Origin of the sequence: Enterococcus sp. 3G1_DIV0629, from assembly GCF_002141285.1 — a bacterium.
GTDB classification, from domain to species: Bacteria; Bacillota; Bacilli; order Lactobacillales; family Enterococcaceae; genus Enterococcus_B; species Enterococcus_B lactis.
The window spans coordinates 67669-88468 of sequence record NZ_NGLI01000002.1 but is presented as its reverse complement, the minus strand read 5'-3'; the positions used below and the strand labels follow the sequence as shown (position 1 = coordinate 88468).

The following is a 20800-nucleotide window of genomic DNA, read 5'->3' as shown; positions in this document are numbered from 1 at the left end:
ATTTTTGCTTATAATAAGAAATTAGTTAAAAAGTAGTAAGGATGGGGAAAGTGATGAAAAAAAGAATGAAGCCGTTAATCTGGTCGATTGCTGTTTCCGGTATTTTCTTCTTCGGACACACGGCTTTTGCAGAAACTTCTGAACCTGCTCAAACAGAGCCTTCAACAACTATAAGCTCTTCTGATGCTGAAAACGGAACCTCGGAAACAGAAATGACTTCCAATGTACCGACAGATAACTCAGGAGAAACGATTTCGTCTTCAGAAGATACATCAACGAATAGTTCTACCTCTTCTGATCCAATCGATCATTTGCAAGACTTGGAAAATAAAAGAAAAGAACTCGAAGAAGCATTAGAGGCTGCAAAAAACAAATTGAAAGAAGACCAAGCAGCAATCGATCAAGATTTAGCTGATCTTAAAAATAAAGCGGGAAATGACCGTGCACAACTTGAGAAAAAGCTTGCCGAAGCGAAAGCAAAAGCGGAAGCTGTCCAAACAGATCTTGACGGGAAGATCCAACAAGCAAAAGAATTCAATCAACAATTAGATCAGGTTGCTCAAACAGCTTCTGGAAAGCTAAGTCAAACTCAAGCGGATATCACAGCGGCCAGTCAAGCAATCCATGGAAAGATCAGCGAAGCGCAAACAGTTGCTAATGATTTTGAAGCAAAAAAAGCAGACTTAGCAGCTAGTTTCCAACGAATAAAAGATATTTTGCATTCGGCAGGAGAAAAATCAGTGGCCTCTGGAACCACGACAGAAACAGTTCAGCAAACGACAGAGTCATCCGAATCAACAAGTCAGACTTTACCAAAAACAAATGAAAAAACAGCTTCTGTCAATTATTCCTTAGTAGGCACAGGTGTGCTAGTTGCAGCAGCTTACGGAATCATTCGCAAAAAGAAATAAAAAAGAGAGAATGGGAAGGTAGTGAACCTCGAAGTTAGACTGAAAATCTAACTCTTGGGTCCCACCACATGTCCCATCTCTTTTTATTTATTAAGACAGCTATTCCTACTTATCTTGTGGAGACAGCTGTTCCACTACATGTGACCATCAACATGCCATTGTCGCTGCCTAATACTTCGTAATCCATTTTTACGCCGATGATTGCATCAGCTCCTAATGCTTTTGCACGTTCGGCCATTTCCGCAAGGGCTTCTTCTCTTGCGCCCATTAGTTCATTTTCATAACTTTTTGAACGGCCGCCAAAGACGTTTCGCAAACCAGCCCCAAAATCTTTCAATACATTGATCCCAGTAATAACTTCACCAAAAACGATTCCTTTATAAGCTACTACGGTTTTTCCTTCCACACTATTCGTGGTTGTTGTAATCATTCGATCACTCCTCTCTTTAATGAAAGTATAACAAAGTTCAAGATGCGCAACACATATTTTCCCAAAATTAGGAATTTATTATATACTTGAATTGTTCATTAATGAAAGCGAAACCAATCGTTAGCAACTATGTAAAAGAAAGGAAGATTCTTGTGAAAAAGAGTATTTTGCTTATTTCTCATAGTCAAAAAGTAACAGATGGTATTAAAGAAATGATTGAGCAGATGCAAAAATCCGAAGAGGTGCAGATCTTTTCTCTCGGTGGAATAAATGGCGAGATCGGATCAGACCCGATGAAAATCGTAGAAGCTGTCAATGAATCAAGTGATGCAGCTAGTTATTTTGTTTTTGCGGATATCGGCAGCGCGGTATTGAATTCGGAACTGGCAAAAGACATGTTGGAAGAAGAACAGCAGCAACGTTATCATCTGGTGGATGCGCCTTTAGTGGAAGGAGCTTTTGCAGCAGCCATCACTGCCGGTATAACGGATGATACTCAGCAAATCTTAACAGAAGCACAAAATGCCGGAAAGAAAGGATGGGAATAAATTGAAAAAAATCATGAATGATCCAAGCAATATTGTCGAAGAAATGCTGGAAGGATTAGTAAAAAGCTATCCAGAACTTGTTCATCGTGTAGAATCTTCCCGTGTTGTAGCCAAGAATCAGAAAGCGGAACAAGTTGGTTTGGTTTCTGGTGGAGGAAGCGGACATGAACCATCCCATGCCGGGTTTGTAGGGGAAGGAATGTTAAGTGCAGCGGTGCTTGGTGATGTGTTTACTTCTCCAACTCCAGATCAGATTCAAACGGCTATCAAGGAAGCGGATAGTGGAAAAGGAGTTTTACTGATCGTTAAGAATTATACAGGTGATGCATTGAACTTCGATATGGCAAAGGAACTAGCTGCTATGGACGATATTGAAGTAGAAAGTGTGATCGTAGATGATGATATCGCCGTTGAAAATAGTACGTATACTGCTGGAAAACGCGGAGTTGCGGGTACTGTCCTTGTACACAAAATCGTGGGCGATGCAGCAAGAAACGGTGCTTCCCTAGCAGAGTTGAAAGAATTGGGAGAAAAGGTCGTACAGGCAACTAAGACGATCGGTCTAGCGCTTCGAGCAGCAACTGTACCAGAAGTAGGGAAACCAGGATTCGAACTAGGAGAAGATGAGATTGAGTATGGTGTTGGTATCCACGGTGAGCCAGGCTATCGTCGAGAAAAGATGCAGCCTTCTAAAGTACTGGCAAAGGAACTTGTTACTAAGATTTTAGATGATTACTCGAATTTGCCAAAAGAAGCAGGTGTATTAGTCAACGGAATGGGCGGGACGCCTTTGATGGAACAGTTCGTATTCATGAATGATGTTTTAGCTCTGTTGGAAGAAAGAGGCGTCAATGTAGTTTTCCGAAAAGTCGGTAATTTTATGACCTCACTAGATATGCAAGGCCTTTCTCTGACGCTGATCGACTTGACGGAGACACAATGGAAAGATTCTTTAGAAAGCAATGTACAGACGATTTCATGGTAAGACAATCTCAAGATAAAAGGGTGATAATATGAAACTAACCGTTCAAGAAATCCAAGAATGGCTCTCGCAATTTGCAGAGGCAATCAATCAGAACAAACAACATCTCAGTGATCTAGATACCCCGATTGGCGATGGAGACCACGGAAATAATATGGGAAGAGGGGTTTCAGCTTATGAAGAAGCTTTTCAAACCGATCATCCTGAAACAATTAGTGATACATTCAAAGTATTCTCTATGGCGATGATATCGAAAGTCGGTGGGGCTTCTGGTCCGTTATACGGATCTGCATTCATGAACATGATGAAAGCGACAAAAGAGGTCGATTCTATTGATTCTCAAGAAAAATTAGGAGAAGTGATCGAGCAGGGAACAGCGGGTATTCAAAGCCGAGGAAAGGCAGAAGCTGACGATAAAACGATGTTAGATGTTTGGCTACCAGTTACAGAGGCGTTGAAAGCAGGGAATCTAACAAAAGAAATCATTGACCAGGCAAAAGAACACACCAAAGACTTGGTAGCTAAAAAAGGAAGAGCTTCCTATCTAGGAGAACGTGCAATCGGACATATCGACCCGGGAGCTGCTTCCAGTGCCATTTTATTTACGACACTACTCAATGTGATCAAAACTTCATGACCGTCCCTATATAAATGGAAACAGAGGCTGAACTCGAAAAGCAAGCAGTTGCTTTTTCGATTCAGCTTTTTTACAGTTGTTTCTTTTAAATAAGATAGTTAAAATAAAAAAGAAAAGAGGGAACAAAATGGATCTAATGAAAGAAGACTATCAGTTATTTGACAGAGACAATTATGCATTCAAACAACTCAAAGAAATACATACACCAGATGAAGTTGAACAAATCAAACAAGAATACAAAGCACATTGGCAAAAATGGAAAGAGATCCAGCTCCAGACAGCTGCACTTTTGCCTGATACGTATGGCATGAGCAAACCTAAAATCGAAAGCTGGACGAATGGCTGGAATTTACGCAGTCATTTTTGGAGTGCTTATCGAAGCGAATCTCGTCAAGACGAGAATGCCTGTCTAGCAGTTTTGTTGAATCAAAAACAATACCAAATCTATTTGATGTATCAGCACTATAAAAGTGACACGAGAGAAGGAAGCGTTGAAGGATACAATCAATTGCTATCTTTACTGCAGGAATGGAGTACCCAGGTAGCGATTGAAGAATATTATATCTGGCCTCAGCCTGAAAATGAGCTGGAAGATCATTTGCCTTTATCCGTTTATTTATCAGATAAGAGCAAGCAAGAAGAGCTGCGAGAAACAATGGGCGATCGAACCTTCCAACTTGGCAAACTGTTTTTTTCTCCAAATGAATACACGAACATCGAAGAGAAAACTGCTGAGGCGCTCAAAGAACTAGCGCCATTGTATCACGCGATAAAAAAGAAGTTATGAAAAAGCTGATTTGCGTTGCGTACTAAATAGATGGCACATCATCGAATCCAGTGCTCTCATGAGGCAACATAAACAGACACCTGCGAAAAAATCATTTTTTTCGCAGGTGTCTGTTTGGTTTTTCCATCAGCCAAATCAGAATAAAAATTTAAACAAATCTAAAAACATAACGGTTAACGATCTCTAAAAAACGACGATTGCTTGCGTTCCGCTCATTCTTTTGTATATGTGTTTCGATTTGCATAACAGAAAAAATGAAAAAATATTCATTTAGTTATCAAACAAGGAAAAGTAAGAAAAAGGCTTCTTTTTTCACTGATAGGTCTATGGTAAAATCCATTTAAAGCGTTTTCTTTGCGAAGAGAAGTAAGAAGGAGCAAGCATGAAAAAAATCATTTTCAGAGGACTCATAGTTGTCATTGCACTGAGTATAGGAGGGAAAATATTGATGGATAAAAGAGAAAAAGACAACGAAGAACTGCGTACCATCCAAACCGATTTGGCCGATTATTTGTATAATCATTATGAGATTTATACAAAAGATAAGGACAAAATCAATGAAGCAGATAAGAAATACAATGGTGGTACTGGAACAATAACAGATGACGAATACTTAGAGAGTTTAAAAAATGCTAGGCAATATTTCAACATCGAAAAAATAGAATTTACAGGTTTCTCTGTAACCCCTATGAAATCTTTAGAGGTACATTTCGAAATCAATGACCTGCTTTCTCACACTGCGACATTAGGAGTAAAGTCTGCAGAAACAGGTCAGTGGATCTATAGGATTGATAGTGGTATAGAAAAACAGGGGCAAGATCATTATCTCAGTAGAAAAGATCAAGAGACCAATATGAGCATACCCATGAATATCGTCACATTCTATGATGGGGGGATCGACTGATGGATCAGAATCGAATTTTTTCAGAAACAGTTTATCAAGTAGAAGTAGGAAAAATTAAAAATGGTGATAGAACGGGGAAAAGCAATGAATATTTAATTCTTGATACGGTAAACACCGACAAACATACGATCGGAAACGAAAAAACACCAAAGAAAAACGGTATGCAGGCCATGGTCGTGGCTGAAATCAAGGATAAATACAAAGGCTATGATAAAGATGATTTGAAAAAGCAAGCTGGCTACCCCAAATCCGTCATCAAAAAAGACCTGACTATCGCCTACGCAGGTACCAAAAGTTGGCAGGACTGGAAAACGAACATCCGAGAAGTCGGCTTCGAGGACAAACACGACAACGGCGCCTTCCAGTCGGCTTTAGCGTATGCCGATACAATCGAAAAGACCTATTCTGTCAAAGACGGCTACACCATTTCCACGACCGGTCATTCCTTAGGTGGAGCACAGGCGATCTATGTCGCTGTTTTAAAAGGCTATTACGGATTTACATATGCAGCGGCAGGCCCAGGCCTGAGTGAGAAACAGCTCAAGAATTATGAAGGGCAGATCATCAATCTGTATGACACATCAGACATTGTGACCAGCGGCTGGCTGACTGGCGGGAAAGGGCAACTGCCATTTCACAGTTTCGAAATCGACAACGCCGGCTGGAAAAACTATGGACACGATCTAAATCAGTTCAATCTCGACAAAAACGGGAATTACATCGATAAATATGGCGATATCGTCATCTATTCCGACCAACATGGAGGGATCGCCCTCGAACAGACCTTACTAGCCCAGCAAATCATCAAAAACAAAGCTATGATCCGTCAAATGGAGACATATGGCGAAAAAAATCAGTGGGAGAAAGATCGGATCAGTCAACTGAAAGAAGAAAACAAGTGGCTCCAGCTACAAATCAGTGCTTTCTCCAAGCTAGTGACTTGGCGGAAAAGATTCACAGCGAGCAGCGGCGGTCTGTCGACCAATGAACAGATCTATTTAGACGACCAGCAGGCGCTGATGATCGTGAAACATGCGGCTTCCGTCTTCGATCAAGCGATGGAACAAGTGCTAGTCATTTACCAGCGTGGGATTCGTGATTTGGAACAGCTGTGGGCAGATGGTCTTGCGATGGTCCGCAGACAGACACCCCTTTTGTCTCAGAACGAAATGCTCGATGCTCTGCGAGAAGTCGGTTGTACAAAGCAGACGATCGTTGATGAACCTACGCAGGAAATCAGGGAAAAGATCTTCAAAATCAAGCAGCTTTCAGCAGAATTCTCTACCTTGGCAAAAGAGATCGAAGCGAAAATCAATGAACTGGTCCAGCGTGATCGGGACTTGGCACGACAATTATTTTAAAACAAGGAGTAGTGAGATGGAAAAAGAAAACCAGATTCATGAAACATATCGAAAAGAACGACTGCAGCTAGAAGATCAGGAAGATCAGCTCAGACAGATGCAAAAGAACATGCAGCAGATGGCAGAAACGACTTATTCCAATATACGTTTTTCGGTGCGTTTCTTTGAATGCCCGAAGGATTCTTTGTATTTTGCACAAAAAGAACTCAGACGTTTAGAAGAGAGGTTCTCTCATGAATTGATGCAGAAACGAAAAAAAATCTATGATCAGCAAGATGAAGTCGAACGCCGTTATCGTGCTGATCTGCAACGATTAAACAAAAAGTAACAGGAAAGGAGATAATAAGTGATCGTTCTAGAGGAAAAAATTTGGGAAGACTACCAGAAAGAGATACAAAAAATCTCAGCAAGAGCTTTAGGGATTGCGATGACTCAAGACAAAGTCACGAAATGCAAAAAGGCGAAACAAGCCGCAGAGGTGGAAGCAAGCACGGCAAAAAAAGCGGTATCCTCTGCAACGACTGGATTGGAAAAAGCAGTAAAGGGTCGTTTCGGCAAACAAGTAACAGCGGCATTTAGTAAAAAAAGCCGAATGTTAGTAAGTTTTTGAACACCGTGAATCAGAGGTTGTGAACTTGCCGTTTAACTCTGAGTCACAAGGAACAATTTCAAAAAACAGCTTCTCATGTTTGATGAATATCGTGACTTGTACCCGAGAAGTTGGCAGGAGAACTCCGTTTATTCAAAAAATAGGAGTTGCGACAAGGCGTTTGTCACAGCTCCTATTTGACATAAGAGGCAATTTTCAATTTTACTTATGATAGTATCAAAAAATGATTTTAGGACATAAAGCACTCATTACCATTATTATCGAGAGTCTGATCCTGGTGGCCGAGGTGGCAAGCGGTATGCTTTTCCATGAAATGAGTATTCTGATCGTGGTCATAAACGACATGTGTCTGCTTACTTATCGCACAAAAAGAAAAATCTTGATACAAATCAATTACCTAAGTTAAAAGAACAAGTAGAATAACAAACAAGTAAGAAATCCAAAGGAGGAATCTGCTATGAGACATGAAGGATTGTGTGTTTCACTCGTTCCGTTATTCAATCATCTCGAGATAGAAGATCAGCAAAAAATCCACTCGTTAGTGACACACAGAAAAGTGGAAAAAGGAGAACAGATTCTTGCGCCGAATGGAGAGTCTCAATTAGTGATCGTGGCTTCCGGCAGTATGAAAGTGTATCAATTATCTGCTAGCGGAAAGGAACAGCTTTTACGAGTAGTAGAGCCGGGCGGATATGAGGGAGAGAGCCAGTTGCTAGGCGTTCCAAATGAGTCTTTATTTGGCGAAGCACTAGAAAAAACGGAAATTTGCGTATTGAGACAAAAAGATTTCTCGGAACTCTTACTGCATTATCCCGCCCTTAGTCTGAAACTTTTAGCAATCAACGCTGAGAAATTAACAAAAGTACAGCAGCAGACAACTTTTTTGATGATGGAAAAAGTAGAAGAACGAGTCGCTGTCTATCTGCTTGATTTAGCTAAAGCGACAGGGAAGAATCACTTTTTCCTGCCAATGAAAATGAAAGAACTTGCTGCATTTATCGGTACGACCCCCGAAACTTTATCTAGAAAATTTAAATTATTAGAGGAGAATGGTTATGTAAAAAGAGAGAATCGGGAAGTCTGGATCATTGATAAAGAGCAGTTAGAAGACTTGTAAATACAAAAATGACCTCCAAATGTTGGATTTTTGATCCCAATTTGGAGGCTAGCATGAAATTGAACATGCTCTTTTTTTGTTATCCTTCCACTAAATCTCTTCTCCTATAACCGATAGCACCAAGGACGATCAGTGCAAGGCTGATACAGGATAACGTAAGGAATACGGAAAGATCGAAAGAATCGTTTGGCATCCGTGGTACCCAGCTAGGGACCGCTGTTTTGGAGAACCATTCTGGTAAATCCAAAATCCCGCCAAAGTAATTGAGCGCAAAGGAGTAAGCTAAGTAGATGTAAGCAAATTTACCCATTCGAGGAAGCCAGCCGAATAGAAAGCCACTCACCCCGATAAACACTAAAACAGCAGGCAGAAAGTTGAATCCGGCTTTAAGAAACAGCAATAGATCCATATCTTTCGCATCCTTCATCGATGCCAAAGCAGAAAGTCCTAGCGCACCAGAACTAATCAGAATCGACAATATAGAAAACAGGATCGCTAGTAACAGATTTGTCCAATAAAGTTGGTTCCTAGAAATTTTTGTCGCGAACAGCTGATTCATACGTCCGTGGGTTTCTTCTGTAAATAAACGATTGATGCTAGCAATTGGTAAAATAGCAGCTAGACAAATCAAGACGACCATGATCGTGCTTGTAAAGTTTTTTTCAATTGAGACGCCAGATTGGATAAACATCTGTTTCATTAAGTCGTTACTTTCTAAAAACTGTTGCATATTCCCGTAGATAGAGCCGTATGCCGCCCCCATCAAACCAAAAGTGATAAGCCAACTGATTGTCATCCCTTTATTTAGATAAAATAATAAACCACGCAAGGATAAAAGAGAACGTTTAGCATACGGTTTTCCTTCACGTTCGGGGATATAGCCGGTGTTCAAGTCTCGATGTTCCTCTAAAACAAATGAACTGATTATCAAGATTAGACTGAACAAAAACAAATAAAGCAAAGGAATCCAGTTGTTAGTTGTAAATGGATAGGTCAAATAAGACCAGCCTAAAGGATTCCACATCGAAAGGGAGGAATCAGCTACATCTGTTATTGCTCGTAGAAGGTAAAGTCCACCTAAAAACGCTAAAGACAGACCATTCGAACTGGTTGAACTTGGCATCAGTTGTGCAGCAAACAGTGCAACGGCACTCCCCAAAATCCCCATACTACCTACAGATAGCCCAAAAAGCCAAGCACCTTCTGCAGTGATTGAATCTGCTTGAAAAAAAATCATCGTACAGCTGATTGATATTGCTAAAAGCAAATTGACCAGAATACTTTCAGCGATGACAGCTAAAGAGTTTGCTTGACGTCCGACTCGAAAGGAACGAATAAGTTCAATCAGACCAAGTTCTTCTTTTTTTCTCGTTTGGCTCACCACATGCAAAACAGAGATAACAGCAGCAAACAAACTGCAAAAAAGCAACATTTCATTTGCATACATCGCTCCTAAAGTATATTCAGCAGCATTCGAAGCTGGAGTTGGTCCGACCATTGCAATCATTGCCGGGTTTTGCAAGGTTTCGTATAATCCAGCTAATCCTTGTCCTGAAGTCAATTCTTCAAACGCAGGGACAAAACCACCAGAAAAAGCAGTGACACCGACTAGCCATATCAGGATCTTTTTCCAGTCACGGCTAAGGTTTTGAGAAAAAAGGGTGGACCAGCGTGAAAATTTATCAGTCATTTCGATTCCTCCTCATCCTTCATAGTGCCTCATGAATAAATCTTCAAGAGTCGGTGGAATAGATTCAAATTTTTTCACACCTAATTTGGAAGTTTCAGCTAAAATCACATCGAAAGCTTCGTTGTCAGCAGCAAATTGAGCAAGGTGGTCTTTTTGCACAAAATCATGGACACCGTTCAATTGTGCTAAGTGGCTGTTATCTCCTTCTGTTTCTATAGTAATGGTCGAGCGGGTCAAATGACGTAATTCATCGAGTGTTCCTTCTTCTACGACTGTTCCCTCGCGGATGATCACGACTTTATCTGCCAGCCGTTCGACTTCACTGAGAATATGAGAAGAAAGCAAGATGGATTTGCCCTGTTCTTTCAGTTTTTCAACTTCTTCTTGAAAAATAGTTTCCATCAAGGGATCTAAACCAGAAGTAGGCTCATCAAATAAATAGAGATCCGAATCAACAGCTAAAGCAGCAATCAAGCCTACTTTTTGACGATTTCCTTTTGAATAGTTTTTTGCTTTTTTCTTAGGATCAAGAGAGAAACGTTGAATCAGTTCGTCCTTTTTTTGAGCGTTCCCTTTTCCATGAAGCTTCATGAAGAGATCGATGATCGCTCCTCCAGTCAAATTTCCCCATAAAGAGATGTCACCTGGAACATAAGAAAGACGTTCATGGATAGATAAACTATCTTCCCATACATCTTGACCAAAAATCGTTGCCGTTCCGCCGTCTTTTTTTATAATCCCTAAAAGTGTCCGAATCGTCGTGGATTTTCCAGAACCATTTGGTCCGATAAATCCAACGACTTCACCTGAATGTACGGTGAAAGAGACGTCTTTTAAAGCTTCGAAACGACCAAAGCTCTTTTTCAAATGTGTGACTTTGACGATTTCTGCCATAAAAACCCCACTCCTTTTTCTGAAAATATATACTAAATAAGATTAAACAGTTTAATAAAATGCTTTTATACCTTTTTGTAAAACTTTTTTTATTATTTTAGTACATAATATTCTTTTTATAAATTTCTGTCAATGAATTCATAAACAAGGAATTGCTGGCTTGATACTTTCTCAATAGATAGTTATAATAAACCTCAGAATAAATTTGAACTATAGATATTATAAAAGTTTAAAATTACGGGAGGCTCTACAAATGAACGGTTTTGAAAAGAGAGCACAAGAGAAAAAGAAAGAGATTTTACAAGCAGCTTTTGACTTGATGAACACAGACATAGGAACCGCTGGAGTGACGATGGATAAGGTAGCTGAGAGCGCTCAGGTAAGTAAAGCGACTATTTTTAAATATTTTGGCAGCAAGGAAGGGCTGATTTATGAAGTATTTTTTACATTTATGAATGATTTAGGGCAAGAAGCGAAAGCGTTGATTGCAGAAAATCTTCCATTTGAAGAAACACTGATTGCCATGAGTGAAAACAAAATCCGTTATCTCAATCGAGTGAACAAACAATTTTATATCGATTTGATGACATACTATACAAAAAAAGAAAAAAAAGAATTTTCTGACGCGATGGATGCGTATACGCAAGAAAGTTTCAGTATCATGCTTGATCTTTTCCATCGAGGGCGTAAAGAAGGAAAAGTGGATTTGAAATATTCGGATGAGTTCTTGATCCTCTATTTTCAAGCAATGGTAGAAGGAATTTCTAAGCCGGAGATATACGCAAAACTGCTTCCATATACAGCAGAATGGACAGAAGTCCTGATCAAGGGAATCGCGCCGAAGAAGAAATAAAGCATAAAAAAGCCAAAACTGACGATAAAATGTCAGTTCGGCTTTTTTGGTTTATAAATGATGTAAAATCAAGCGGATTCGCGTGCTTCTTTGTCGTAGACATCATGAACGTTGATGAATGGATCAAGAATAGGGTTTTGTCCGTCTAAATCTGATTGGAACCGAATGCCATCGATATTGATTCGAGCATTTCGATAGAAATCCGTACCTAATTGTCCCCAAGCGGGAGTAGAAGCATCTACATTGCAGAAAATATCGAAACCTTGACTCTTTAAGTAAGCAAATTTTTGATTTTCTGCTGAATAAGGCTGCCAGTCGCTAATATCTGCACCAAATGGATAAATCAGGATATTTGTTTTTCCTAGGATAGGTGCAACTTCTTGCTGCCATAATTCATTGTCTTTTTTGACATCCTCTAATGAAGCTTGAGTCATATTCAAGTGTCCCCAGGTATGGGAAGCAAAGCTCCAGCCATCTTTCTTCAACTGATCAGCCACTTTTTTAGCTTCTTCGATCTCTTTTTTTGTTTTCTCGTTATCTCCGTATTGAGACTTGGATGTTCGATAACCTAAAACACCGTTGTAACCTGTCAGGGCCAAGGTGCCTTTTGCACCTCGATAAGAAAAATCAGGATGTTTCTTGACAAAAGCATCGATCAGAGGAACCATGTCAAAGTCCCCAATTTCTTCCTTATCATTCTCTTTATAAACATTTTTGATTTCATTGTTATTTGATACGACTAATCGGCTAGGAAAACCGGAATTATCCATATATTCATAATAACTGACATCATCTTGTGAAAGAACTAATGGTTTTTTTCCTTCAGGTAGCGCAAGCCCGTTAAAGGAAAGATTTCCTTGTTCGTCTTTTTGGATCAAATCATTCAAATTGACTAAAACAAAATCATTTTGATAGAGTTGTTCGATCGAACGGTTGAATTCTTCAACAGTTACCATATAGTCTTTGTATCCTTGCGCCTGTTGAGAGTGGAAGGCCTTTTGCGGGTCCACGATCAAGCTGTGAAAAAAGACGTGAGAGATCTGAGTAGGATCAGACCAGTCAATCAGTTGTTCTTTCTCCTTTTTCAGTGTTTGAAGAAGCTGCTGTGTTTCTGCAGATCCGTTTTTACTGTTTTTCTCCAATAAAGCAATCGCTTGGTCATAATCATAGCTTTGTGCCAGATTTTTTGCTTGAGTAACTAGCTGTTGCTTATCATCCATTGGCTCTTTTGTCTTTTCTGTTATTTTTTTTTCAGGAATGATCGGTTCTTTTTTTGTGTATGCCCGGATGACAAAAAACAGACTTAAAATTAAAATAACGACAGTTAAAGCAGAAGTGGCTCCTAAAATAATTTTTTGCTTTTTTTCCATATACCTCGTCCCTTGCTTTTTCATTTTTTTACTCGTCCCATTGTTCATTGTAACGAAGAAAGAATAAGAGGAAAAGTAAAGTGACTTCTCGATAAATTGCAGAAAAAATACAGAAAAAATAGTTTCTTTTAACAATAGTTAAAAATAAAATGTTCGGGATTAGAACGGATTCAAAAAAGAAAAAATGAGGAATTTAAAAAAAATATCCTTTTTCTGTTGACAAAGAAAAAGTTGCGCTCTATGATAGACACATATTAATAATAACAAGACGAAGATTGAAACGAAGTAGTTGTTAAAGCCAATGTTTCAGAAAGCTGGTGGTTGCTGCAAACCAGTACATGCTTTAAAGCGAATTACATTTCAGGAGTCTCTGGCAGTGATTGCCACGCGACAGCGTTAAATGTTCGAGAGGTATGTTGGATATCTAGACATACAAATTGGGTGGTACCGCGAGATTTCGTCCCTTGGCTATATGCCAAGGGACTTTTTTTATTTTCCATCCCGAAGAAATACTTAATGACACATGCTAGCAGGTTCCTGCTTTCATAAAAAACTACACGGAGGTCAGTAAAATGAATATTATTGATGAATTAACTTGGCGCGACGCCATTAATCAGCAAACAAACGAAGAAAGACTTCGCGAGCTCGTTGAAGAAAAGAGCATTTCACTTTATTGCGGCGTTGATCCAACTGGTGATTCGATGCATATCGGACATTTGATCCCATTTATGATGATGAAAAGATTCCAATTGGCAGGCCATCATCCATATATTCTGATTGGCGGCGGAACAGGAACGATCGGCGACCCAAGCGGCCGTAAAACAGAACGTGTGTTGCAAACAATGGAACAAGTGCAACATAACGTGGATGCACTTTCCAATCAAATGAGAAAATTGTTTGGTAAAGACGCAAATATCACATTTGTGAACAACTACGACTGGTTGTCAAAAATCTCTTTACTTGAATTTTTGAGAGACTACGGTAAAAACTTCAACATCAACACGATGTTAGCAAAAGATATCGTTGCCAGCCGTTTGGAAGTAGGGATCTCATTCACAGAATTCACTTACCAAATCCTGCAATCCATCGACTTTTTACATCTGCATAAAACATACGATGTACAACTACAAATCGGTGGAGCAGACCAATGGGGAAATATCACAGCTGGTTTAGACCTGATCCGAAAATTAGAAGGACCAGAAGCAGAAGCGTTCGGTTTGACGATTCCATTGATGTTGAAAGCGGACGGAACGAAATTCGGAAAAACCGCAGGCGGTGCCGTTTGGCTTGATCCTAAGAAAACTTCACCATTTGAATTCTACCAATTCTGGTTGAATCAAGATGATCGTGATGTAGTGAAATACTTGAAATTCTTTACGTTCTTATCTCAAGAAGAAATTGAAGAATTAGCGAAAAAAGTAGAGACAGAACCTGAGAAACGTGAAGCACAACGCCGTTTGGCAGAAGAAGTTACAAGATTTGTGCATAGTGAAGAAGACTTGAAAGAAGCGCAAAAAATAACACAAGCATTGTTCTCTGGAAATATTAAAGAACTAAATGCGGAAGAAATCGCGCAAGGATTCGGTAAAATGCCGAACGTTGAAATTTCAAGCACACCTGAAAATATTGTGGAGCTACTTGTTTCCACAAAAATTGAACCATCTAAACGTCAGGCACGGGAAGATGTTTCAAACGGAGCTATAAGTATTAACGGTGACCGCGTTACCGATTTAAATTTTGTCATAAATCCATCCGATGAATTCGATGGTAAGTTTGTGGTTATTCGAAAAGGTAAGAAAAATTACTTTTTGGCCAAAGTAATTGATTAGAATTTAGTAAGTTTTTGCCTTGAAAAAGGGGAATACTATTACAACATTCCAATTTTGAAACCCATCCTAAAATAGAACGCTGGTTGTCGTTAATACAATCTTTGCGAGGGAATTTACTTTTGTAAATTCCCTCGTTTTTTTTAATTATTTCAAAAGTGTGAACAATTCGGATAATTGATACATATTAAAATACGATTAAAAAACGGTCGAAAGCTTAGTTTACAGAATAGGAGAACAGGTGTAATGTAGGGCTCGACAAAATTTAAATATTTTTTTTAGGAGGGTTTCACTATGAGTGAATCATTGTCGAAAGATCTAAACCTAAATGCCCTATTCATTGGGGACAAAGCTGAGAACGGCCAAATCTATAAAGCTTTGTTGAATGAATTGGTGGACGAACATTTAGGCTGGCGTCAAAACTACATGCCTCAAGACATGCCTATCATTACGCCAGAAGAAAAAAGCAGTGCTAGTTTTGAACACACTGTGAATAAAACAAAAGATGTTCTATCAGAAATTTCAGCGCGGATGCGTACCCATTCCGTTCCTTGGCATAATGCCGGACGCTACTGGGGTCATATGAACTCTGAAACATTGATGCCATCTTTACTAGCGTACAATTTTGCTATGCTATGGAATGGTAATAACGTTGCTTACGAATCTTCTCCTGCAACAAGCCAAATGGAAGAAGAAGTAGGCATGGAATTTGCAAAATTAATGAGCTATAAAGATGGCTGGGGACACATCGTTGCTGATGGTTCTTTAGCAAACTTAGAAGGACTTTGGTATGCCCGCAACATCAAATCATTGCCACTTGCTATGAAAGAAGTGACACCTGAGCTAGTTGCTGGAAAAAGCGATTGGGAATTAATGAACTTGTCAACAGAAGAAATCATGAACTTGTTAGACAGTGTTCCAGAAAAAATCGACGAAATCAAAGCTCACTCAGCACGTAGCGGAAAACATTTAGAAAAATTAGGAAAATGGTTGGTTCCACAAACAAAACACTATTCATGGCTAAAAGCTGCCGACATCATCGGTATCGGTTTAGACCAAGTAATTCCAGTGCCAGTTGACCATAACTATCGCATGGACATCAACGAACTTGAAAAAATCGTTCGTGGTCTAGCAGCTGAAAAAACACCAATCTTAGGTGTAGTCGGTGTTGTAGGATCAACAGAAGAAGGAGCAATCGACGGTATCGATAAAATCGTTGCATTGCGTCGCGTATTAGAAAAAGACGGTATTTACTTCTACTTGCACGTAGATGCTGCTTATGGCGGATATGGCCGTGCGATTTTCTTAGACGAAGACAACAACTTCATTCCATTCGAAGATTTAAAAGATGTTCATTACAAATACAACGTCTTTACAGAAAACAAAGATTATATCTTAGAAGAAGTACACAGTGCATATAAAGCAATCGAAGAAGCAGAATCTGTAACAATCGACCCACATAAAATGGGCTATGTTCCATATTCTGCCGGTGGTATCGTCATCAAAGATATCCGCATGAGAGACGTTATCTCTTACTTCGCAACATATGTATTTGAAAAAGGTGCAGATATTCCAGCATTACTTGGAGCGTATATCTTGGAAGGTTCAAAAGCAGGGGCAACAGCAGCCAGCGTTTGGGCAGCACATCATGTCTTACCTTTGAATGTCACAGGATACGGTAAATTGATGGGTGCATCAATCGAAGGGGCACATCGTTTCTACAACTTCTTGAATGACTTGTCATTCAAAGTAGGTGACAAAGAAATCGAAGTTCATCCATTAACTTATCCAGATTTCAACATGGTAGACTACGTATTCAAAGAAAAAGGCAACGACGATTTAGTTGCGATGAATAAATTGAACCATGACGTATACGATTATTCTTCATACGTGAAAGGAAGCATTTACGGTAATGAATTCTTAACTTCACATACTGACTTTGCTATCCCAGACTATGGCAACAGCCCATTGCAATTCGTGAACCAACTAGGATTCTCAGATGAAGAATGGAACCGTGCCGGAAAAGTAACTGTATTGCGTGCCAGCGTAATGACACCATACATGAACAAAGAAGAACACTTTGAAGAATATGCTGAAAAAATCAAAGCAGCTCTTCAAGAAAAATTGGAAAAAATCTACGCAGACCAATTATTGGCAAGCGAAGCAAAATAAGCAAGGTAATCATGTTAGAAAACAGCTTGAATGCTAACTGTTTCTGACGCATGTTTGGATCTGAAGAGCAAGGGGTGACCTAAGCTCTTCGATCCCTTTGTTTTGAGGTTGTCTTTGAAGAACTCCTTCAAGCAATAGACTCAAAGAATCCCCTCAAATATTCGCTGAATTGTTTCGTTTATTGCTGAAACTACTTCAAAGACACCGTTATTTTATCCAGAAAATCAAGGAGAGTGTCAACGGTGAGTAAATCTGAAGTAAGTAAAATGGGTCTTGGGACCTTTATCGGTCTGACAATGGCACTGTGTGCAACGGTTCGGAGTATTCCTACGTTAGCCGCAGTCGGTTGGACATTGATTTTTTATTCAATTTTTGCAGTTTTGTTTTTTGCCGGCCCGATATCAATGGTTTCCGGTGAGCTTTCAACGATGCTTCCTCAAGAAGGCGGTCCTCAGTTATGGGTAAAAACAGCACTGGGCAGCAAATGGGGATTTGTCGTTGCATGGCTATTGTGGGTGCAAATGTTCCCAGGTATGGTAATGGTCGCTTCTACTTTAGGACCATTGTTAGGAAACACATTTGGTAATGTAGAACTTGGCAATAATCATTGGTTCGTTTTAGGTTGTATTTTAGTTATCTACTGGATCATCACGATCTTGAACTTGAAATTCGATATGGCAAAAGTCGGCGGGAACATCGGTGTATGGCTAGGGGTATATATCCCAGTAGTCATCATGTTCGTTTTAGGTGTTTTGGCAGCCTTCAAAGTCGGACTAGTCTCAAACGGCTATCTAGGTGACTTTTCATGGTCAAAAGCTTTCCCTGACTTGGAACATATTGATTCATTGAAATACTTAGCTGGTATCACATTTATTTTTGTTGGGATTGAAATGAGTTCTGTTTACATGCCTCGTTTGAAAGACGCAACAAAAAATTATACAAAAGGCGTATTTATCGCTTTGATCGGATTAGTTTTATTGAATGTCATCAATGCGATGCTTGTTGCCAATGTCGTACCAGATGGAAAAATGGAATTAGCAAATATCACGCAGCCAATCTTGATTGATTGCCAAATCCTAGGCTTACCAGAAGTGATCGGAAATATCTTCAGCTTCATGGTATTTATTGGTGTGCTTTTACAATTATCAGCGTGGGTTACTGGACCATCAAAAACAATCATCCAAGTAGCTCGTGAAGGATTCCTTCCACCAAAATTCGGATTCCATAAAGAAAACAAATACGGCGTATCTAGAAATGTCGTTCTAACACAATCAATCGTTATTTCATTATTTGCTTTACTTTATGGTGTAATGGATGACGTAAGTGCTGTATTCTTGACACTTACAAATGCTACAACTGTTATTTATTGTATCGTGTACATTTTGATTGCTGTTTCATTGCTTAAAATGCGTAAGAAACATCCAGAATTCGAACGTCCTTACCGAATTGGTAAAAACGGAAACGGCTTAGCTTGGGTAGTCAGCTGCATGCTGATTTTCTCTATCATCGTTGTCGTATTTGCTACATTAGGTACAGCGACATTGAGTGATGCATTATTAGTAGCAGCTATCACAGTGGTCATGTTCGTTATTCCATTGATCATCAATCACTTCAAGAAAGATTCTTGGGGAATTGAGGTAGAAAAAAGTTTAGAAGAAAAATAAAAAAATAAGTCTTTCAGCCGACGATCTGTCGCTGATTTAGTAGGAGGTCCTGCCAAGTGAATAGTTTTTTCATGGCAGGGCCTTTTCATTTGAAATAGGAGATCGACGATGAATAAAAATATTTCTTTAAAAGAAAGTATCGCTGTATTGATCGTGTTGTTGGCACTCCTAGGAGTACTGATTATCGGATTCCAACTCTCGCCACATATCCCGATCCTTGCAGCTTTCATGTGTTTGTTGTTTTATGGCAGATTTAAAAAGTTTTCATGGGATGAGATCCATGACGGGATCATCAAAGGAATCACTCCGGGGATCATTCCGATCCTGATTTTTCTTTTGATTGGCGTCTTGGTTGCCTCTTGGATTCTATCTGGAACCATCCCTACGATCATGGTTTATGGATTCAAACTTGTCTCTGTACGTTTCTTTTTACCGACAGCATTTCTTGTTTGTGCAATTGTCGGAGTGACAGTCGGCAGTTCATTTACGACGATTTCGACGATTGGGATTGCTTTTTTGGGAATCGGTCATTTGCTTGGATTCAACGATGCAATGACTACAGGAGCGGTCGTTTCTGGTGCATTTTTAGGGAATAACTGCTCGCCTTTATCAGATACGACAAACTTGGCAGCTGGTATCGGCGGAGTCAATCTATTCGAACATATCGCTGGCATGCGTTATACGGATTTTCCGGCATTCGTCCTTTCGCTGCTTTTTTATACGATATTAGGACATAACAGTCATTCAGCCGACCTAGCCAGTATCAATGAAATGATCCAAAATATGAAAGCAAGCTTTTGGATTTCTCCTTGGACATTGATTCCGTTAGTTATTTTATTTGGCGGGGCAATCAAAAAAATCCCAGCTATCCCTACATTATTAGCAGGATCGACAGCCGCCCTCGTTCTTTCCTTTATCCATGAGAAAAGTTTGACGATTGGAAAAGCAGCAGACATCTTGATGAATGGTTATGTCGCGCATACACCTGATCCCAAGCTAGATGAACTGCTTTCTCGAGGCGGGATCATGAGTATGTTGGGTTCAGCCAGTTTGATTTTACTGGCATTGGCATTAGGTGGTTTATTGATCAAATATTTGATTGTTGAGACCATCGTGCAAGAATTAAAAGAAAAGATGGACCGACCTTCTCGTTTAGTCGGGTTTACTGCCTTGAGTTGTATCGGAGTCAATCTGATCGTTGGAGAGCAGTACCTGTCCATCATTCTTCCAGGAGAAACATTCAAACGCTCCTTTGATGAGGTTGGCTTATCAAAAAACTATTTGACACGGACGTTAGCAGATTCAGGAGCAACCGTCAATTCTCTTGTACCGTGGGGAGTTAGCGGCACATTCATTATGGGGACGATGAAAGTTAGTGCGTTGCATTACTTGCCATTCGCTTTTTTCTCGATCCTTGCTCCTGTCTTTACAATAATAGGCGGTTTTTTATTGAATCGCCGACATGTGAAAAATTGAAGAAAAGATCAAAAGGTTGTGACTATTTTTGTCGCAGCCTTTTTTGCGAAACTAGCGATTTATACGATTGAAAAACTATCTTTTCTTCAAAAAGAAATAATAGGAATAGAAGCCTTGATAATTGCGATAAAATAAAAATGGGATAGATAAAATTCGAGAGAAACATGTATTGACGTGGCAGATGAAAGGGTCAGTTGTGTTGGTGTATCAGGAGTGCCGTTAGAAGAACACAAGGAGAGAAAAGATGGAACTATTAGAAAAAGAAAGTATTGATTTTTATTTGGAGCGTGCTTGGACCGTTTTACGGTATGCTTTTTTCAAGGAAGAAGAGTATGACAGGCTAACTAGTCATCAGGAGGCAGTTTTAGAATTTCTCAATTACTCAAGCAGATTGTGTGCTGGTTGGTCATGGCGAATCAAAGAAGGGCTTATAGTTTCTAAAAAAATATATGCACAAAAACTTTACGAATTCAGAGAAGAAAAAATCAACTATACGGATATCCGATTTTTTGACAAGATGAAAGAGTATCCTATTTATGTGAATAAAGAAATGATGAAGGCGAAAAGA

At 39.5% G+C, this 20800-nt stretch carries 19 protein-coding genes, 1 pseudogene and 1 other annotated feature; of the genes and pseudogenes, 16 read left to right on the top strand and 4 right to left on the bottom strand.

Features of this window, described 5'->3' with window-relative positions:
• Positions 1–53 precede the first annotated feature (53 nt).
• Positions 54–911, top strand: a complete 858-nt coding sequence (locus tag A5816_RS09175) for an LPXTG cell wall anchor domain-containing protein (RefSeq protein ID WP_241694026.1) — start codon at positions 54–56, stop codon at positions 909–911.
• A gap of 109 nt (positions 912–1020) precedes the next feature.
• On the opposite strand, the gene A5816_RS09170 is transcribed toward A5816_RS09175, so the two are convergent.
• Entirely contained in the window at positions 1021–1341 is a 321-nt protein-coding gene (locus A5816_RS09170) for a putative heavy metal-binding protein (RefSeq protein WP_002292575.1), read from the bottom strand.
• Positions 1342–1493: 152 nt separating this feature from the next.
• On the opposite strand from A5816_RS09170, the gene dhaM reads away from it, so the two are divergent.
• The 9 genes from dhaM to A5816_RS09115 all read left to right on the top strand — a co-directional run bounded on the left by dhaM (position 1494) and on the right by A5816_RS09115 (position 8287).
• Entirely contained in the window at positions 1494–1889 is a 396-nt protein-coding gene (dhaM, locus tag A5816_RS09165) for a dihydroxyacetone kinase phosphoryl donor subunit DhaM (protein WP_002304157.1), read from the top strand.
• Positions 1864–2874: a dihydroxyacetone kinase subunit DhaK gene (gene dhaK, locus A5816_RS09160; protein WP_002289294.1), complete on the top strand. Its 1011-nt coding sequence runs from the start codon at positions 1864–1866 to the stop codon at positions 2872–2874. The genes dhaM and dhaK overlap by 26 nt, the downstream gene beginning before the upstream one ends.
• A 28-nt stretch (positions 2875–2902) precedes the next feature.
• On the top strand, positions 2903–3508 hold the full coding sequence (gene dhaL / locus A5816_RS09155; protein WP_010731884.1) for a dihydroxyacetone kinase subunit DhaL: 606 nt from the start codon (positions 2903–2905) through the stop codon (positions 3506–3508).
• A 127-nt stretch (positions 3509–3635) separates the two neighbouring features.
• Positions 3636–4295, top strand: a complete 660-nt coding sequence (locus A5816_RS09150; RefSeq protein ID WP_025478421.1) for an HI_0552 family protein — start codon at positions 3636–3638, stop codon at positions 4293–4295.
• A gap of 382 nt (positions 4296–4677) precedes the next feature.
• On the top strand, positions 4678–5199 hold the full coding sequence (locus A5816_RS09145; protein ID WP_038398408.1) for a hypothetical protein: 522 nt from the start codon (positions 4678–4680) through the stop codon (positions 5197–5199).
• Entirely contained in the window at positions 5199–6560 is a 1362-nt protein-coding gene (locus A5816_RS09140; RefSeq protein ID WP_086311203.1) for a DUF2974 domain-containing protein, read from the top strand. The genes A5816_RS09145 and A5816_RS09140 overlap by 1 nt, the downstream gene beginning before the upstream one ends.
• 16 nt (positions 6561–6576) lie before the next feature.
• A complete protein-coding gene (locus A5816_RS16305; RefSeq protein WP_086311202.1) occupies positions 6577–6888 on the top strand; it encodes a hypothetical protein in 312 nt (103 codons plus the stop codon).
• An 18-nt stretch (positions 6889–6906) separates the two neighbouring features.
• On the top strand, positions 6907–7170 hold the full coding sequence (locus A5816_RS09130) for a hypothetical protein (protein WP_002373562.1): 264 nt from the start codon (positions 6907–6909) through the stop codon (positions 7168–7170).
• Positions 7171–7627: 457 nt separating this feature from the next.
• Positions 7628–8287: a Crp/Fnr family transcriptional regulator gene (locus tag A5816_RS09115; protein ID WP_002292592.1), complete on the top strand. Its 660-nt coding sequence runs from the start codon at positions 7628–7630 to the stop codon at positions 8285–8287.
• A 79-nt stretch (positions 8288–8366) separates the two neighbouring features.
• On the opposite strand, the gene A5816_RS09110 is transcribed toward A5816_RS09115, so the two are convergent.
• Complete coding sequence (locus A5816_RS09110) at positions 8367–9977, bottom strand: ABC transporter permease (RefSeq protein WP_086311201.1); 1611 nt, start codon at positions 9975–9977, stop codon at positions 8367–8369.
• A 12-nt stretch (positions 9978–9989) separates the two neighbouring features.
• Positions 9990–10871: an ABC transporter ATP-binding protein gene (locus A5816_RS09105; protein ID WP_002373557.1), complete on the bottom strand. Its 882-nt coding sequence runs from the start codon at positions 10869–10871 to the stop codon at positions 9990–9992.
• Positions 10872–11124: 253 nt separating this feature from the next.
• Here A5816_RS09105 and A5816_RS09100 point away from each other — a divergent pair, with 253 nt between their 5' ends.
• Positions 11125–11724: a TetR/AcrR family transcriptional regulator gene (locus A5816_RS09100; RefSeq protein ID WP_002292597.1), complete on the top strand. Its 600-nt coding sequence runs from the start codon at positions 11125–11127 to the stop codon at positions 11722–11724.
• Positions 11725–11792: 68 nt separating this feature from the next.
• Here A5816_RS09100 and A5816_RS09095 read toward each other — a convergent pair whose 3' ends face one another.
• Entirely contained in the window at positions 11793–13094 is a 1302-nt protein-coding gene (locus tag A5816_RS09095) for a polysaccharide deacetylase family protein (RefSeq protein WP_010731891.1), read from the bottom strand.
• A 262-nt stretch (positions 13095–13356) separates the two neighbouring features.
• Positions 13357–13562, top strand: a binding site (T-box leader).
• Positions 13563–13666: 104 nt separating this feature from the next.
• Between A5816_RS09095 and tyrS the strand changes: the two genes are divergently transcribed.
• The 5 genes and pseudogenes from tyrS to A5816_RS09070 form a co-directional block, all read left to right on the top strand.
• Positions 13667–14923, top strand: a complete 1257-nt coding sequence (tyrS, locus tag A5816_RS09090) for a tyrosine--tRNA ligase (RefSeq protein WP_002315946.1) — start codon at positions 13667–13669, stop codon at positions 14921–14923.
• Between the two features lie 291 nt (positions 14924–15214).
• Positions 15215–17092 (top strand): tyrosine decarboxylase, encoded by a 1878-nt coding sequence (tdc, locus tag A5816_RS09085; protein ID WP_002286400.1) that lies wholly within the window; start codon positions 15215–15217, stop codon positions 17090–17092.
• Positions 17093–17358: 266 nt separating this feature from the next.
• Positions 17359–18756, top strand: a complete 1398-nt coding sequence (gene tyrP / locus A5816_RS09080) for a tyrosine-tyramine antiporter (protein WP_002316652.1) — start codon at positions 17359–17361, stop codon at positions 18754–18756.
• A gap of 108 nt (positions 18757–18864) precedes the next feature.
• Positions 18865–20232: a Na+/H+ antiporter NhaC gene (gene nhaC, locus A5816_RS09075; protein ID WP_002292602.1), complete on the top strand. Its 1368-nt coding sequence runs from the start codon at positions 18865–18867 to the stop codon at positions 20230–20232.
• A gap of 244 nt (positions 20233–20476) precedes the next feature.
• Positions 20477–20800 (top strand): annotated as a pseudogene (locus A5816_RS09070) (hypothetical protein); the annotation flags it as partial.

What these genes read in the sequence shown, in the direction of transcription:
- A5816_RS09095 (WP_010731891.1), bottom strand. Translation starts at nt 13,094, where the DNA reads ATGGAAAAAAAGCAAAAAATTATTTTAGGAGCCACTTCTGCTTTAACT.
- dhaL (WP_010731884.1), top strand. Translation starts at nt 2,903, where the DNA reads ATGAAACTAACCGTTCAAGAAATCCAAGAATGGCTCTCGCAATTTGCA.
- A5816_RS09145 (WP_038398408.1), top strand. Translation starts at nt 4,678, where the DNA reads ATGAAAAAAATCATTTTCAGAGGACTCATAGTTGTCATTGCACTGAGT.
- dhaK (WP_002289294.1), top strand. Translation starts at nt 1,864, where the DNA reads ATGCCGGAAAGAAAGGATGGGAATAAATTGAAAAAAATCATGAATGAT.
- nhaC (WP_002292602.1), top strand. Translation starts at nt 18,865, where the DNA reads ATGAATAAAAATATTTCTTTAAAAGAAAGTATCGCTGTATTGATCGTG.
- tyrP (WP_002316652.1), top strand. Translation starts at nt 17,359, where the DNA reads ATGGGTCTTGGGACCTTTATCGGTCTGACAATGGCACTGTGTGCAACG.
- A5816_RS16305 (WP_086311202.1), top strand. Translation starts at nt 6,577, where the DNA reads ATGGAAAAAGAAAACCAGATTCATGAAACATATCGAAAAGAACGACTG.
- A5816_RS09110 (WP_086311201.1), bottom strand. Translation starts at nt 9,977, where the DNA reads ATGACTGATAAATTTTCACGCTGGTCCACCCTTTTTTCTCAAAACCTT.
- A5816_RS09150 (WP_025478421.1), top strand. Translation starts at nt 3,636, where the DNA reads ATGGATCTAATGAAAGAAGACTATCAGTTATTTGACAGAGACAATTAT.
- A5816_RS09140 (WP_086311203.1), top strand. Translation starts at nt 5,199, where the DNA reads ATGGATCAGAATCGAATTTTTTCAGAAACAGTTTATCAAGTAGAAGTA.
- A5816_RS09115 (WP_002292592.1), top strand. Translation starts at nt 7,628, where the DNA reads ATGAGACATGAAGGATTGTGTGTTTCACTCGTTCCGTTATTCAATCAT.
- tdc (WP_002286400.1), top strand. Translation starts at nt 15,215, where the DNA reads ATGAGTGAATCATTGTCGAAAGATCTAAACCTAAATGCCCTATTCATT.
- A5816_RS09100 (WP_002292597.1), top strand. Translation starts at nt 11,125, where the DNA reads ATGAACGGTTTTGAAAAGAGAGCACAAGAGAAAAAGAAAGAGATTTTA.
- tyrS (WP_002315946.1), top strand. Translation starts at nt 13,667, where the DNA reads ATGAATATTATTGATGAATTAACTTGGCGCGACGCCATTAATCAGCAA.
- A5816_RS09170 (WP_002292575.1), bottom strand. Translation starts at nt 1,341, where the DNA reads ATGATTACAACAACCACGAATAGTGTGGAAGGAAAAACCGTAGTAGCT.
- A5816_RS09175 (WP_241694026.1), top strand. Translation starts at nt 54, where the DNA reads ATGAAAAAAAGAATGAAGCCGTTAATCTGGTCGATTGCTGTTTCCGGT.
- A5816_RS09105 (WP_002373557.1), bottom strand. Translation starts at nt 10,871, where the DNA reads ATGGCAGAAATCGTCAAAGTCACACATTTGAAAAAGAGCTTTGGTCGT.